Genomic DNA, 13,884 nt, shown 5'->3' on the forward strand with positions numbered 1-13,884 from the left:
TCAGTCGTGACTGAACCGCGCTAGCTGGGCCGGTAGCTGAACCCGATCCAGAGCGTACGCGGTGTCGCGCGTTCGATGATGCCGCCGCCGGTGATCGCGGTTTCGACCCGGGCGTCGGTGAGATTCTCGCCGCGTGCCTCGATGGCGAGGCCCGCAGTCAGCGGCATCGCGATCCGCGCGTCGATGGTAAAGGCGCCGGCCAGCTCCCGCGCGTTCTGATCGTCCTCGAACTGCTTGTCCGTATAGCGGCCGGTGACCGACACCAGTGTGCGCCCGCGCGCCCAGCCGAAATTGGCCGATCCCTGATGCAGTGCGACCTGGGCGGGCCGCATGCCGTCGAGCGCCGCCGCCGGACCTGAGGCCTCGACGCGCGCGTCGGTGAAGGCCCAGGATGCGCCGGCGCGCCACGGCCCCGAGCGCCAGCGCAGGTCGGCCTCGATGCCCTTGGCAGTGATCGCGTCGAGATTGAGCCGTTGGCGATATGCGCCGCCCGCCGCGACGAAGCCGACGCCGGGGAAATTGCCCGGCCCGGTGCCCAGCGTGACGTTGCCGATCGCGTTGCGGATCCGGTTCCAGTAGCCGGTCGCGCTCAGCGTCAGCGTCGGCATGGGGTTCAGGTCGATACCCGCTTCGGCTCCTGCCAGCCGTTCGGGATCGAGCAGCGGGTTGGCGGCGGTGGCATCGGTGCCCGCGCGGAAGGGACGGTACAGCTCGTTGAGCGTCGGCAGCCGCCAGCCGGTATAGGCGGCGCTGCGGATGGAGACCGCGGGCGCGAGCTTCACGGCAGCACCCGCACGGCCGCTCGCCTCCCAGCCGCTGCGATCGGCGAAGCGCGTGTCGGTGAGCGCCGCGCCGCCCGCCAGCGGTGCCTCGAACAGCGATCCGTTCGAAATCGTCCAGCGATCGACGCGCCCGCCCGCGCTTAGTGTCAGCGCCCCGCGCTCAAGGCTCAGGTCCGCGAACAGTCCGCCGGTCAGCGTTTCGCCGCCCGCGCTGCGCCGCCGCGTCGGCTTGCCCGCGACATAGGTATAGAGTTCCTGCGTCCGCCCCGATGTGTGGCGCAGATCTCCGCCGAGGCGCAGCGTGGCGCCGCCGCCGACCGGCGGTTCGATCTCCAGCCGTGCCCCCGCACCGGTGGCGGGAACATGCTGGTCGAGCGTCGGAGAGGCGCTCGCGCGCCCGCCGCCGATGCTGGCGAAGCCGCTGGAGAAATCGCGATGCTGGAGATAGACGAGCGTCGACCAGCGCCAGCTTCCGCGCCCGACCAGCCGTACGCTGGCGTCCCCGCCCTGACTGGTCATCGGCGTGAAATCGGTGCCGCGGTCGCGCTCATCGCTGAGGCCCGACAGGTTCGCCTGCAGCTCGACGGTCTCGCCGACCGGGAAGACCGAACGCAGCGCGAGGCTGGCCTGGCGATAGGGCGCGGCGCGGTCGGCGGGACCGCGATCCTCTGCGGCAATGGGCACGAACCCGTCGCCGCGCGCGAACTGCCCGGCCATCGTGAGCGATCCGGCGCCGAGATTTGCGCCACCGGTCGCGACCAGATCGACCGATTCGCGACTGCCGTAGAAGCCGGTGAGCGCCAGTGGCCCGAGCGTTGCCGCTTCGGCACTGGTCAGCTCGATCGTTCCGGCAAGCGCACCTGCGCCATGATAGCCGCTGCCGCCGCCGCGGGTGATGCGGACCGATGCCAGCCGGTCGGGCAGATAGGCAGGGAAGGGTACCCAGCCGCCGAACGGATCGGCCTGGGGCACACCGTCGAGCAGCAGCAACGCACGGCTTGATGCGTTGCCGCCCAGGCCGCGCAGGGTGATGCCTTGCGCCGTCGGATGCGCCGATCGCGAATCGGCGCGGCGGAACTGCGCGGCGCCCGCGGCATCGCGCAACACATCCTCGAGCCGTCCGCTTGCCGATTCGCTCAGCCGTTCGCGGTCGATCTCGGCCACCGCATAGGCTGCCTCGCCCGGCGGCGCGTCGAGCCCGCGCCCGGTCACCACGATCTCCTGGGCAACGGCGGGGACAGGAAGGATCAGGAGGACCCAGACGGCCCTCATTCGGGTTTGGCCCGGTCCGGATGCGCCGCGGCAAAGGGTTCGAGCGCGGACGCCGCGGAATCCGCGGCAACCAGCTTCGGATAGGCGTCGATCGGGAGATCGAACCGCCGCGCATTGTACAGTTGCGGGACCAGCAGCACATCGCTCACGTCCGGTGCCGCGCCGCCAAGGAAGGGGCCATCGCCGGCCATGGCTTCCAGCGCGGCGAAGCCTTCGGCGATCCAGTGGCGGTACCATTCCGCCCTGGCCGCTTCGTCCGCGCCGAACTGGGTTTCGAGGCGCTTGAGAATGCGCAGATTGTTCACCGGGTGGATGTCCGCTGCGATCACCAGCGCGCGTGCCATCGCATCGGCGCGGGCGAGCGGGTCGGCGGGGATCAGACGCGGTTCGGGATAGGTCGCGTCGAGCCATTCGATGATCGCCAGGCTCTGGGTCAGGATCCGGCCCCCAACACCTTCTTTGGCGCCGATATCGAGTGCGGGGACGAAGCCCTGCGGGTTGCGCGCGACATGCTCAGGCGAACGCTGCTCGCCCTTGACCAGATGCACCTCGCGATGCTCGACCGAGACGCCCTTGAGGTTGAGGGCGATGCGCACGCGATAGGCGGCGGACGAACGGAAATAGTCGTAGAGGATCATGCGGATTTCCGCGGAACGGCGCGGCGCGCGCGCGGCCGCGGGGGTGGCGGGGCGGGGTCCGGCTCGGGCTCGGCGCCGATCCCGGCGGCGACCGCCTGCTCCGACTTGCGCTCGAGCGCGACCTTGATCATCGCGACGATCGGATCGGCGAGCGCGAGGCCGAGGAAGCCGAACAAGGTGCTCGCCAGAATCTGCGACGAGACGGTGAGCGCCGGCGGCATGTCCACCGTATGCTTGGCGATGAGTGGCAGCAGCACATAGCCGTCGAAATTCTGGACGACGAAATAGATCACGATCGCCCAGACGCCCTGCTCGGGTCCGGCGCTGAAGCCGACCGCGACCATCAGCACGCCCGAAATGAACGCGCCGATATTGGGGATGAAGGCGAGCATGCCGGTGATGATGCCGAGCAGCAGGGCCATCGGAACCCCGGCGATCGACAGCAGGATCCAGGTCAGGATGCCTTCGAACACCATGCCGGCGAGGCGTCCGGCGAGCAGTACGCGCATCGTCCGCGCCATCCGCGCAAGGGTGATCGCGAACTGGTCGCGCGACGCCATCGGCACCATCCATTGCAGCCCGCGCTCATAGATGCGCGGCTCCATTGCCACGAACAGCCCGATGATGAGGACGAGGAAGAAGCTGGCGATCGCGCCCACCGCACCGCCGATGAAGGAGGTGACACGCCCGACGCTGCCCAGCGCCTGTTGCGCGAAGTCCTTGAGGTCGGCGGCACCGGGCATGATGCCGAGCTCGGTCAGCCAGCCGCTGATCCGGACGGCCTGCGCTTCAAGGGTCTGGCGCAGCTGTTCGGCCTGCGCTGCGATCTCGACCCCGATGAGGTAGACGACCCCGCCGACGAAAGAGATCACCAGCAGCACGACGATCAGCAATGCGAAGCCGCGCGGGATCGGCAGCACCTTCCGGATCAGCCGCGCGCCGCCGTCGAGCATCGACGCGACGACGAGGCCGGCGAAGATCAGCAGCAGCGGCTGGATCAGCAGCACCACCAGCGCGGTCGCGATGGCAAGGCCGAACCACACCGATGCCTTGCGCAGCTCGGCGCGCATCACTGGATCGCGCATCTCGTTGGGGCCGGGCTCGCGGATGATCGAGACGCTGTCCTTGCTCATGGCCGGTTACTCCGCGGGGCGTTCGGGATGGAGCGAGCTGCCTGCGCGGCCCGAGCGGAACGAACCCGCCCAGCTCAGCGGGTTCCAGCTCGCGCTGCCATCGAGGCTGAAGGTGATGAACTCGGCGCGCCCGCCGATATTCTCGATTGGCACCGCGCCGCCAAGACCATTCTGAGCGAGCGTCATGCGGCTGTCGGCGCTGTTGTCGCGATTGTCGCCCATCAGGAAGACATGGCCGGCGGGAATCCGGATCGGGCCGAAATTGTCGCTGCCGGTCATCGCAAGGTCGATCGTGTCGTAGCTCGCGCCTTCGGGCAAGGTCTCGCGCAGGATCGGCACCTTGCAGAATTGCTTGCCCGAAGCATCGGTCACCACGCGGCCTTCATACAGATTGCGCTCGTCGGGCTGGGTGTCGAGGCCACAGCGGGTGTTGGCGTCGATCGGGATCAGCCGGTCGCCCATCGGGGTACGCGTCACCTGGCGCCCGTTGATATAGACGATGCCGCCATGCATCTCGATCAGCTCGCCGGGCAGGCCGATCACCCGCTTGATATAGTCGGTGCGCGCGTCGGTCGGCGTCACGATCACGATGTCGCCGCGCCTGGGCACGCTTCCGAACAGTCGCCCCTTGATGAAGGGCAGGACGTGGAAGGTCGGGGTGACGTAGGAATAGCCATAGGGATATTTGGTCACCACCAGCCGGTCGCCGATCAGCAGTGACGGCATCATCGATTCGGACGGGATGTAGAAGGGCTTGGCGACCAGGCTGTGAAAGCCGAGCACCGCGACCACCAGCCAGAAGATGCCCTTGATCTCGCCCCACCAGTCGGTGCGGCTCTTGTCCGTCTTCAGATCCGCCTTCGCCGTCAACGCCAACTCCTCGGCCATTCCCTACGCCTCCGGCAGCGCTTCGATCACCACCAGTGCCTGCGCCCAGGGATGATCGTCGGTCAGCGTCAGATGCACCTTCGCGACGTGACCGGCAGGCGTCATGGCGTCAAGCCGGGCCTTCGCGCCGCCGGTCAGGGCCAGCGTCGGCGCGCCGCTCGGCGCGTTGACCACGCCGATGTCGCGCATGAACACGCCGGCCTTGAACCCGGTGCCGACCGCCTTGGAGAAGGCCTCTTTCGCCGCGAAGCGCTTGGCCAGCGTCGCGGCATAGTTGAGCGGGCGCTTCGCCGCCTTGCGCAGCTCGACATCGGTAAAGACGCGATTCTCGAACCGCATCCCGAACCGGTCGAGCGTCGACTGTATCCGCTCGATATTGCAGAGGTCGGAGCCGATACCGATGATCAAGGTGCCCACCTCATCTAGCTTCATCCATCAGCGCGCGCATCCGCTTCACCACCGGAGCCAACCCGTCGAAGATCGCTTCGCCGATCAGGAAATGGCCGATGTTGAGCTCGGCGAGTTGGGGGATCGCGGCGATCGGCACGACATTGTCGAAGGTCAGGCCATGCCCGGCATGGACCTCGATCCCGTTCTTGGCGGCCAGCGCGGCAGCGTCGGCGATGCGGCGCAGCTCGGCGGTCTGCGCCTCGCCCTCCAGCTCGCAATAGCGGCCGGTGTGGAGCTCGACCACCGGCGCGCCGAGCCGCAGCGCGGCCTCGATCTGCGCGGGATCGGGCTCGATGAACAGCGAGACGCGGATATTGGCGTTGCGCAATTCGGTCACCATCGGTGCGAGCAAATTGTGCTGCCCGCGCGCATCCAGCCCGCCCTCGGTCGTGCGCTCCTCGCGCTTCTCCGGCACGATGCAGGCTGCGTGCGGCTTGTGGCGCAGCGCGATCCCCAGCATCTCGTCGGTCGCTGCCATCTCCAGATTGAGCGGCACCGGCAGCTCGGCGGAGAGCCGGGCGATATCCTCGTCGGTGATGTGCCGCCGGTCCTCGCGCAGATGCGCGGTGATGCCGTCCGCGCCGGCCTGGGCAGCGAGCAGCGCCGCGCGGACCGGATCGGGATAGCCGCTGCCGCGCGCGTTCCGCACGGTCGCGACATGATCGATATTGACGCCAAGACGAAGTTTCATGACCGGCACGCTATTGCTGACAAAACATCATAGGCAAAGCCCTTGCCTTCCCAGGGATCGCCATAGTTGGCCGGGCGATGGCGGCCGAACAGGATCACGGCCTGCCCGGTGGCGGGGAGGAGATAGTTCCGCAGCTCGATCCCGCCGATCAGGCCCTGGCGCTCGACCACCTGCATCTCGCCCGCGCAGCCGGCCAGCTTCGCGGGGAAGATCCATTGCTGGAAACCGTAGAAGCCGTTGCTGCGGCTGCTCTGCCACATCTGGTCGCGCTGGACGGCGGGGAGGAGCTTGCCGGACAGTAGCGCGCGGTCGAACCGCCACAGATCGCCGATCGTGCCATAGGCGCCGCCCGACGCGCCATAGACGCCCAAATTGAGCAGCGGATCGAGGTTGGCGAATTCGCCATTGGGTGCGACCTGCGGATGCGGCCTGGCGAGTGTGAAGAAGCCGAAGCTCTTCATGCCGAGCGGCCTGGCGATCCGGTCGCGGACCAGCGTCTCGAACGGCTTGCCGGTGATGCGCGCCAGCAGCTGCGCCAGCACGATCGTATCGCAGTTGTTGTATTCGTACTTGGCCGGCGCAGCGGCGCGGGCGGGGCCGGCGCAATAGCCCGCGGCGGCCTGTGCGGGTGCGACCGCGGCGGAACGATAGAAGCCCGGAACCCCGTCCGCGTCGGCGCCGCTCTCGTCGGGCTGGGGCAGGCCGCTATTGTGCAGCAACAGGTCGCGGATGCGGATCGTGGCGGCGTTGGGCGCGTTCCATTCGGGCCAGTAGCGGGCGACCGGCGAGTCGAGGTCGAGTCTGCCCTTCGCCACTTCCTGCATCGTGATCACCGCGGCGATCTGCTTGGTGATCGACGCCCAGCGCCAGACCGCATCCGGCGTCACCGGATCAGGACCGGCGGTCAGGATGCGGGAGCTGCCGTCCTTCTCGCCTATCAGGATCGTGCCCTGAAACTTCGCTGTTTCGGCGTGGACGCGAATCGCTGTGATCGCCTGCTCCGGCGTGCCTGCGGCGGCCGGCGCGGCGGCAAGCAGCGTCAGCGCGAGGCAGGCAGCGCGGATCACGCTGGCCCCGGGGGCAGGGCCCCGTTCATGCCAGTGCGCGGCTCCCGGGCTTGATCGCGGGGATCGCCGCGAGCTCGGGCGGCAGCGAATCGGCTTCGTAGCTCGGCACGTCGAGCCGGATCAGCGGGAAGAAAGGGACGCCGAGATCGGCGGTGCCGTTGGAGCGATCGACCAGGGAGGCTGCGGCGATGACCTCGCCGCCGGCTTCGGCGATCGCCTTCATTGCTTCGCGCGACGACAGGCCGGTGGTGACGACGTCCTCCATCATCAGCACCTTCTGGCCCGGCTCGAGGCGAAAGCCGCGGCGCAGCTCGAAGGTGCCGGTCGGGCGCTCGACGAACATCGCGTCGACATTGAGCGCGCGCGCTACCTCTTGTCCGGCGATCACCCCGCCCATCGCGGGGGAGACGACCGCGCTGATTTCGCGGCGCAGCTCAGCGGGGATCTTCGCCGCCACCGCCTGCGCCAGCCGCCCGGCGCGCGCCGGGCTCATCAGCACGCGCGCGCATTGCAGATAGCGCGAGCTGCGCAGGCCTGAGGACAGGATGAAATGTCCTTCGAGCAGCGCTTCTGCAGCGCGAAATTCGTCCAGAACCTCTTCGTCGGTCATTCGTCTTCCCACCTAATTTTCGCGCCGTCCGCATCTAGGCGCGGCTCGCCTGCGCCGCAACCACGGCTAAAAAGAGGCGTGACAAGCTTGAGGACCGCGATCTTGCTGCTATAGGCCTGCGCCAACGGGCGAGTTGCGCCCGCACGACCGGAGACCCGGCGTGCCCCTAAAAAGGGGGGTGAAGGAAACATGGGGTTGAACGACAAGATGCGCATGCATGGATTGAAGGCGATCGTCCTGGCCGCCGGCCTCGCGCTCGCCGGCGGCATTGCCCAGGCCCAGACGGCTCCGGCCGCGGCGCCGGTTGCGCCTGCCGCCGAAGCGCCCAAGGCGCCCGCGCCGGTCGCGGTCGAATCGCCGGCACCGGCACCGGCTGCAGCCACCACTGAGGCTGCCGCGCCCGCCGCCGCGACGCCTGCGGACCCGACACTCAATCCGGACGGTACGCACAAGAACGGCCCGACCCCGGGCATCGGCCAGCCGGTCGACAAGCGTATCGGCATCCAGCCGCAGGTGACCAAGCTCGGCGAGAGCGCGGCGCATTTCCATAACTGGATCCTGCTGCCGATCATCACGATCATCTCGGTCTTCGTGCTGGTCCTGCTCGGCTGGACGATGCTGCGCTACCGCCGCAAGGCGAACCCCAATCCCTCCAAGACCAGCCACAACACGCTGATCGAGATCATCTGGACCGTCGTTCCGGTGCTGATCCTCGCGGTCATCGCCTGGCCGTCGATCTCGCTGCTCGCCAAGCAGTTCAAGCCGGCGCCCGATAACGCCGTGACGATCAAGGCGATCGGCAACCAGTGGTACTGGAGCTACGAATATCCCGACCATGGCGGCATCTCGATCACCGCCAACATGCTCAAGGAAAAGGGCGATCCGGCGCTGGCCAAGGGCGCACGCTTCCGCACCGATGTCGATGGTCCGCGCCTGCTCGCGGTCGACAACCGCATCGTCGTGCCGGTCGGCACCCCGATCCGCCTGATCGCCACCGCCAACGACGTGATCCACAGCTGGGCGATCCCGGCTTTCTGGATCAAGATCGATGCGGTCCCCGGCCGTCTCAACGAGACCAGCTTCATCGTCGACAAGCCCGGCGTCTATTTCGGCCAGTGCTCCGAACTGTGCGGCGCGCGCCATGCGTACATGCCGATCGTGGTCGAGGCGGTCGAGCCTGCCGTGTTCGCGCAGTGGATCGCGGCCAAGGGCGGCAAGATGCCCGAAGCGGCCAAGCCCGCCGCTGCGGCACCCGCTGCCCCGGCAGCCGCGGCCGCCGGCAACACGGCGGAAGCGCCTGCCGACAATGCGGCCGAAGCGGCCGCCACCACCAATCAAGCGGACCAGTAAGCCATGACCGACGTAGCCCGCGACGCCCACGCCTTCACGGCGCATGACGACCACCACCATGACGCGGATCACAAGCCCGGTTTCTTTGCGCGCTGGTTCCTGTCGACCAACCACAAGGATATCGGCACGCTGTATCTGATCTTCGCGATTCTCGCGGGGATCATCGGCGGCGGCATCTCGGGCCTGATGCGCCTCGAACTCGCCGAGCCCGGCATCCAGTATCTTCAGGGCTGGGCCAGCATCGTCCATCAGGGTCCGCAGACCTTCGACGAATCGCTCCACTTCTGGAACGTGCTGATCACCGCGCACGGCCTGATCATGGTGTTCTTCATGGTCATGCCCGCGATGATCGGTGGCTTCGGCAACTGGTTCGTTCCGATCATGATCGGTGCGCCGGACATGGCGTTCCCGCGCATGAACAACCTGTCGTTCTGGCTGCTCTGCCCGGCCTTCATCCTGCTGCTGGCCTCGCCCTTTGTCGGCGGCGGCGCGGGTACTGGCTGGACCGTCTATGCGCCGCTCTCGACCTATGGCGAGCCCGGACCGTCGGTGGATATGGCGATCCTCTCGCTCCACCTTGCCGGTGCGTCGTCGATCCTCGGCGCGATCAACTTCATCACCACCATCTTCAACATGCGCGCGCCGGGCATGACCCTGCACAAGATGCCGCTGTTCGTGTGGTCGGTGCTGATCACCGCCTTCCTGCTGCTGCTCGCGCTGCCGGTTCTGGCCGCCGCGATCACCATGCTGCTGACCGATCGTAACTTCGGCACCACCTTCTACGATCCCGCCGGCGGTGGCGATCCGGTGCTCTATCAGCATCTGTTCTGGTTCTTCGGCCACCCCGAAGTGTACATCATGATCCTGCCGGGCTTCGGCATCGTCAGCCAGATCGTTGCGACCTTCAGCCGCAAGCCGGTGTTCGGCTATCTCGGCATGGCCTATGCCATGGTCGCGATCGGCGTGGTCGGGTTCGTCGTGTGGGCGCACCACATGTTCACCACCGGCATGAGCGTGAACGTGAAGATGTACTTCACCGCCGCGACCATGATCATCGCGGTGCCGACGGGTGTGAAGATCTTCTCGTGGATCGCGACGATGTGGGGTGGCTCGATGAGCTTCAAGACCCCGATGGTCTGGGCGATCGGCTTCATCTTCATGTTCACCGTGGGCGGCGTCACCGGCGTGGTGCTCGCGAACGGCGGCGTCGACGATTACATGCACGACACCTATTATGTCGTCGCGCACTTCCACTATGTGCTCTCGCTGGGCGCGGTGTTCGGCCTGTTCGCCGGCTTCTACTACTGGTTCCCGAAGATGTCGGGCCGGATGTACAGCGAGTTCCTCGGCCAGCTGCACTTCTGGGTGTTCTTCATCGGCGTGAACGTGCTGTTCTTCCCGATGCACTTCCTGGGCCTGCAGGGCATGCCGCGCCGCTATCCGGATTATCCGGACGCCTTCGCCCACTATAACTGGATCGCGAGCTGGGGTTACGCCATCATGCTCGTCGGCATGGTGATCTTCTTCATCAACCTGTTCTGGTCGCTGTTCGCGGGCAAGAAGGCGGAAGGAAATCCGTGGGGCGAGGGCGCGACGACGCTGGAATGGACCCTGTCCAGCCCGCCGCCGTTCCACCAGTTCGAAACGTTGCCTGTCATCGACGACGACAAGCACCACTGAGTTTTCAGCGACGGCTGAAACGAAGCGCCCCGGGGGAAACTCCGGGGCGTTTTCGTTGGGTCAGGCGGCTGCCGCCACGCGCGCGCTGTGCGCCTTGCCCCAGGACGCCATCGTGCCGATCGCCTCGTTGAGCGACAGGCCGATATCGGTGGCGGAATATTCGACGCGCTGTACGGCTTCCGCATAGACGGTGCGGGCAATCAGACCGTCCGCCTCCATCTGACGCAGCTGCTCGGTCAATACCTTCTCGCTGATACCCGGCAGCAGGCGGCGCAGCTCGCCGAAGCGGCGCGGCTGGTCATGGATCTCCCACAGGATCGCCATCTTCCATTTGCCGCCGACCACGTTGAACGCGGTGGCAAAACCGCAATCGTCGGGCGGTAGGCGTTTCATCTCCGGAAGGTCCTTACTTCAAAGTGCGTAATTTCGGGGACGGGAGCGGAACGGTATCCGCCGCATCCAATATTCCAGCAACTTGGGAACCGAGAATGCCGATTGCCAGCCCCGAAACGAATCTGACCGAGTCCGGCCGCATCGCGCGTTGCAGCTGCGGCGCCCTGTCGCTGCGTCTTTCGGGGGAGCCGCGCCGCGTCTATGGCTGCGCCTGTATCGAGTGCCAACGCGCAACCGGCACCGCCTTCGCCTATCGCGTGATCTTCGCCGACGAAGCGGTGCGGGAGATTGTGGGCGAAGTACGCAGCTGGCGGCGCATCAGTGATGTGGGCCGCTGGATCGACCAGCATTTCTGTCCTGGCTGCGGCACCCTGCTCTACATGAGCGCCGAAGCGCTGCCCGGGGCGATCTCGGTGTCGATGGGCTGTTTCATCGAACGCGATTTCCCGGCGCCCGCAGCGATCCACAATCTGCATCGCGCGCCGCAATGGCTCGATCTGGAGGCATTCGCGCCGGCGGCGTGAGCGGCCGGGACTCCGCATCTCTCGCGTCCGAGTCGTTGACGGGCTAGAGCGGGCGCATGACCCGCCTCGATCGCCAGCGCCAGCGCGTTGCCATCGCCCTCTCCTTTCTGGCGGGCTATGTCGATGCGATCGCGTTCATTGCTTCGGGCGGGTATTTCGTGTCGTTCATGAGCGGGAACTCGACACGTCTCGGGGTTTCTGTCGCGGGTGGTGAGATCATCGGGATCGTCACGCTGCTGATCGCGGCATTCGTGGCCGGTGTCATCGCCGCGACGCTGGCTACGGGGCGGCGCCCGGGGCGCAGGCGACGGGTGATGCTGCTGGTCTGCGGCCTGCTTGCGGCGGCGGCGGGCAGTATCGGTTTCGTTCCCGCTCCGGTCACGCTCGCACTTGCTGCCGCGGCGATGGGCGCGGAGAATGGCGTGTTCGCCGAGGGCGGTGACACGATCGGCCTCACCTACATGACCGGTGCGCTGGTCAAGATGGGCCAGCGGATCGCGCAGGCGATGACCGGTGGCTCGCGATTCGGATGGCTGCCCTATGCGCTGCTCTGGAGCGGCCTGATCGCCGGCGGAATCGTCGGCGGCCTCGCTCATGCCGGCATCGGCCTTCATGCCCTGTGGCCGGCGGCCGCATATGCACTGCTGCTCCTTCCGTTCGTGGGGGAAGGCGCCGCCGAGTCTGCTCCGCAAACGGGGGCAGGTCAGCACCCTTCCCCCCAGCGTCAACCCGGCTTATAGGCCGCCGCAAATGTCTGTCGCCAACCATGCCCTGATCCTGCCCGCCGACTGGCGCGACTTCCTCGCGCTGACCAAGCCGCGGGTGATGACTCTGGTCGTGTTCACGGGTCTCTGCGGCATGCTCGCGGCCCCGGCCCCGATCCATCCGGTGATCGGCTTCACCGCGATTCTCTGCATCGCGCTTGGTGCTGGCGCGGCGGGGGCGCTCAACCAATGGTATGAAGCGGACCTCGATTCGAAGATGAAGCGGACCCAGAGCCGCCCGCTCCCCGCGGGCCGCATGGACCGCCAGTCGGCGCTGCATTTCGGCGTCGGTGTCGCGGCGCTCTCGGTCATCCTGATGGGGCTTGCGGTCAACTATGTCGCGGCGGGCATCCTGCTGCTGTCGATCCTGTTCTACGTCCTCGTCTACACCGTCTGGCTCAAGCGCCGCACGCCGCAGAACATCGTCATCGGCGGCGCGGCGGGCGCCTTCCCGCCGCTGATCGGCTGGGCGGCGGCGACCGGCGATGTCGCCTTGCTTCCGGTGCTGCTGTTCGGCCTCGTCTTCCTGTGGACCCCGCCGCATTTCTGGGCGCTCGCGCTGTTCGTGAAGACCGACTACGCCAATGCCGGGGTGCCGATGCTTCCGGTGGTCGCGGGCGAGAAGGCGACGCGCGTGCAGATCGGCCTCTACACCATCCCGATGGCGGTCGCTGCGATCGCACCCTGGCCGCTCGGCCTGACCGGCGCGCTCTACGGCGTGACTGCAGTGGCGACGACCGCGCTGTTCGCGCTCTTTGCGCTTCAGGTCGCGACGCGCATGGCGGGTGAGGGCGATGCGATGAAGCCCGAAAAGCGGCTCTTCGCCTATTCGATCTCCTATCTGTTCATCCTGTTCGCGGCAGTCGCGGCAGACCGGTGGCTGGCATGACTCCCGAAGAAGAAGAAATCGTCCGCGCGCGGCAGAAGTCGCGCGCCCGTGTGATGGCGCTGCTGCTGCTCGCCTTCGTGGTGCTGGTCTTCGCGATCAGCATCGTGAAGATCAGTCAGGGCATCCCGTTGAGAGCGACATGAGGATCGACCGCAAGCTGCGGACCGCCCTGCTCGCGGTGCTGGGCGTCTGCACCATGACCGGCGTCGCCTTTGCCAGCGTGCCGCTCTACCGGCTGTTCTGTCAGGTCACGGGCTTCGGCGGCACGACGATGCGCGCGGAGGCCGCGCCGGGTGCGGTGGATGCCAAGATCACCGTCGCGTTCGACAGCAATGTCAGCCCCGCGCTGACCTGGAAGTTCAAGCCCGAAATGGCGTCGGACACGATCGCGATCGGCGCGCGCGACATGGCCTTCTACACCGCGACCAATACCGGCACTGTGCCGGTGACCGGCACCGCGACCTACAATGTGACGCCCGAGGCCGCAGGCAAATACTTCAGCAAGATCCAGTGCTTCTGCTTCACCGAGCAGACGCTGAAGCCCGGCGAGACGGTGCGGATGCCGGTGATCTACTTCGTGGATCCCAAGATCCTGACCGATCCGGACACCAAGGATATCGAGAAGATCACCCTCTCCTACACCTTCTATCCGACCGACAAGTCCAAGCCGAAGGGCTGAGGGCGCTCAACCACCATTGCACCCGCCCAGCTCACCCCTTAGGGGAGGCTGGAAACACGCCATTAGAACAGGGA

At 67.0% G+C, this 13,884-nt stretch carries 16 protein-coding genes; 7 read left to right on the plus strand and 9 right to left on the minus strand.

The window, feature by feature from the left end; translation table 11 throughout:
- Positions 1–20 precede the first annotated feature (20 nt).
- Genes AC07TU_RS03790 through pyrE form a run of 8 tightly spaced genes read right to left on the minus strand, consistent with a single transcriptional unit; the run spans position 21 to position 7,531 of the window.
- Entirely contained in the window at positions 21–2,054 is a 2,034-nt protein-coding gene (locus AC07TU_RS03790) for a TonB-dependent receptor (RefSeq protein WP_495186572.1), read from the minus strand.
- Positions 2,051–2,692 (minus strand): maleylacetoacetate isomerase, encoded by a 642-nt coding sequence (gene maiA, locus AC07TU_RS03795; RefSeq protein ID WP_495186573.1) that lies wholly within the window; start codon positions 2,690–2,692, stop codon positions 2,051–2,053. The genes AC07TU_RS03790 and maiA overlap by 4 nt, the downstream gene beginning before the upstream one ends.
- Positions 2,689–3,825, minus strand: a complete 1,137-nt coding sequence (locus AC07TU_RS03800) for an AI-2E family transporter (protein ID WP_495186574.1) — start codon at positions 3,823–3,825, stop codon at positions 2,689–2,691. Before AC07TU_RS03800 ends, maiA begins: the two co-directional genes overlap by 4 nt.
- A gap of 6 nt (positions 3,826–3,831) precedes the next feature.
- The gene (gene lepB, locus AC07TU_RS03805) at positions 3,832–4,713 is read right to left on the minus strand and encodes a signal peptidase I (protein WP_495186575.1); all 882 of its coding nucleotides are present in this window, start codon (positions 4,711–4,713) and stop codon (positions 3,832–3,834) included.
- A 3-nt stretch (positions 4,714–4,716) separates the two neighbouring features.
- Positions 4,717–5,121, minus strand: coding sequence for a holo-ACP synthase (gene acpS / locus AC07TU_RS03810; protein WP_495186886.1), 405 nt, complete (start codon positions 5,119–5,121; stop codon positions 4,717–4,719).
- Positions 5,122–5,131: 10 nt separating this feature from the next.
- Positions 5,132–5,854 (minus strand): pyridoxine 5'-phosphate synthase, encoded by a 723-nt coding sequence (locus tag AC07TU_RS03815; protein ID WP_495186576.1) that lies wholly within the window; start codon positions 5,852–5,854, stop codon positions 5,132–5,134.
- Positions 5,851–6,921, minus strand: a complete 1,071-nt coding sequence (locus tag AC07TU_RS03820) for a serine hydrolase domain-containing protein (RefSeq protein ID WP_495186577.1) — start codon at positions 6,919–6,921, stop codon at positions 5,851–5,853. The genes AC07TU_RS03815 and AC07TU_RS03820 overlap by 4 nt, the downstream gene beginning before the upstream one ends.
- Before the next feature lie 25 nt (positions 6,922–6,946).
- Complete coding sequence (gene pyrE, locus AC07TU_RS03825; RefSeq protein WP_495186578.1) at positions 6,947–7,531, minus strand: orotate phosphoribosyltransferase; 585 nt, start codon at positions 7,529–7,531, stop codon at positions 6,947–6,949.
- Between the two features lie 207 nt (positions 7,532–7,738).
- Between pyrE and coxB the strand changes: the two genes are divergently transcribed.
- Both coxB and ctaD read left to right on the plus strand, forming a co-directional pair.
- Entirely contained in the window at positions 7,739–8,881 is a 1,143-nt protein-coding gene (gene coxB / locus AC07TU_RS03830) for a cytochrome c oxidase subunit II (protein ID WP_495186887.1), read from the plus strand.
- Between the two features lie 3 nt (positions 8,882–8,884).
- The gene (gene ctaD / locus AC07TU_RS03835; protein WP_495186579.1) at positions 8,885–10,561 is read left to right on the plus strand and encodes a cytochrome c oxidase subunit I; all 1,677 of its coding nucleotides are present in this window, start codon (positions 8,885–8,887) and stop codon (positions 10,559–10,561) included.
- Positions 10,562–10,621: 60 nt separating this feature from the next.
- On the opposite strand, the gene AC07TU_RS03840 is transcribed toward ctaD, so the two are convergent.
- On the minus strand, positions 10,622–10,954 hold the full coding sequence (locus tag AC07TU_RS03840; protein ID WP_495186580.1) for a winged helix-turn-helix transcriptional regulator: 333 nt from the start codon (positions 10,952–10,954) through the stop codon (positions 10,622–10,624).
- Positions 10,955–11,049: 95 nt separating this feature from the next.
- Between AC07TU_RS03840 and AC07TU_RS03845 the strand changes: the two genes are divergently transcribed.
- From AC07TU_RS03845 to AC07TU_RS03865, 5 genes are read left to right on the plus strand one after another with little or no spacing between them, the layout of a single operon-like run.
- Entirely contained in the window at positions 11,050–11,478 is a 429-nt protein-coding gene (locus AC07TU_RS03845; protein ID WP_495186581.1) for a GFA family protein, read from the plus strand.
- A 56-nt stretch (positions 11,479–11,534) separates the two neighbouring features.
- Positions 11,535–12,218: a YoaK family protein gene (locus AC07TU_RS03850; protein ID WP_495186582.1), complete on the plus strand. Its 684-nt coding sequence runs from the start codon at positions 11,535–11,537 to the stop codon at positions 12,216–12,218.
- Positions 12,219–12,228: 10 nt separating this feature from the next.
- A complete protein-coding gene (locus tag AC07TU_RS03855; RefSeq protein WP_495186583.1) occupies positions 12,229–13,131 on the plus strand; it encodes a heme o synthase in 903 nt (300 codons plus the stop codon).
- On the plus strand, positions 13,128–13,274 hold the full coding sequence (locus AC07TU_RS03860; RefSeq protein WP_164513670.1) for a cytochrome c oxidase system small membrane protein: 147 nt from the start codon (positions 13,128–13,130) through the stop codon (positions 13,272–13,274). The genes AC07TU_RS03855 and AC07TU_RS03860 overlap by 4 nt, the downstream gene beginning before the upstream one ends.
- Positions 13,271–13,810 carry a cytochrome c oxidase assembly protein gene (locus AC07TU_RS03865; protein ID WP_495186584.1) on the plus strand — a complete coding sequence of 180 codons (540 nt, stop codon included), beginning with the start codon at positions 13,271–13,273 and terminating at the stop codon, positions 13,808–13,810. The genes AC07TU_RS03860 and AC07TU_RS03865 overlap by 4 nt, the downstream gene beginning before the upstream one ends.
- Positions 13,811–13,884 lie beyond the last annotated feature (74 nt).

The organism is Sphingomonas sp. GW821-FHT03E12, from assembly GCF_059420685.1.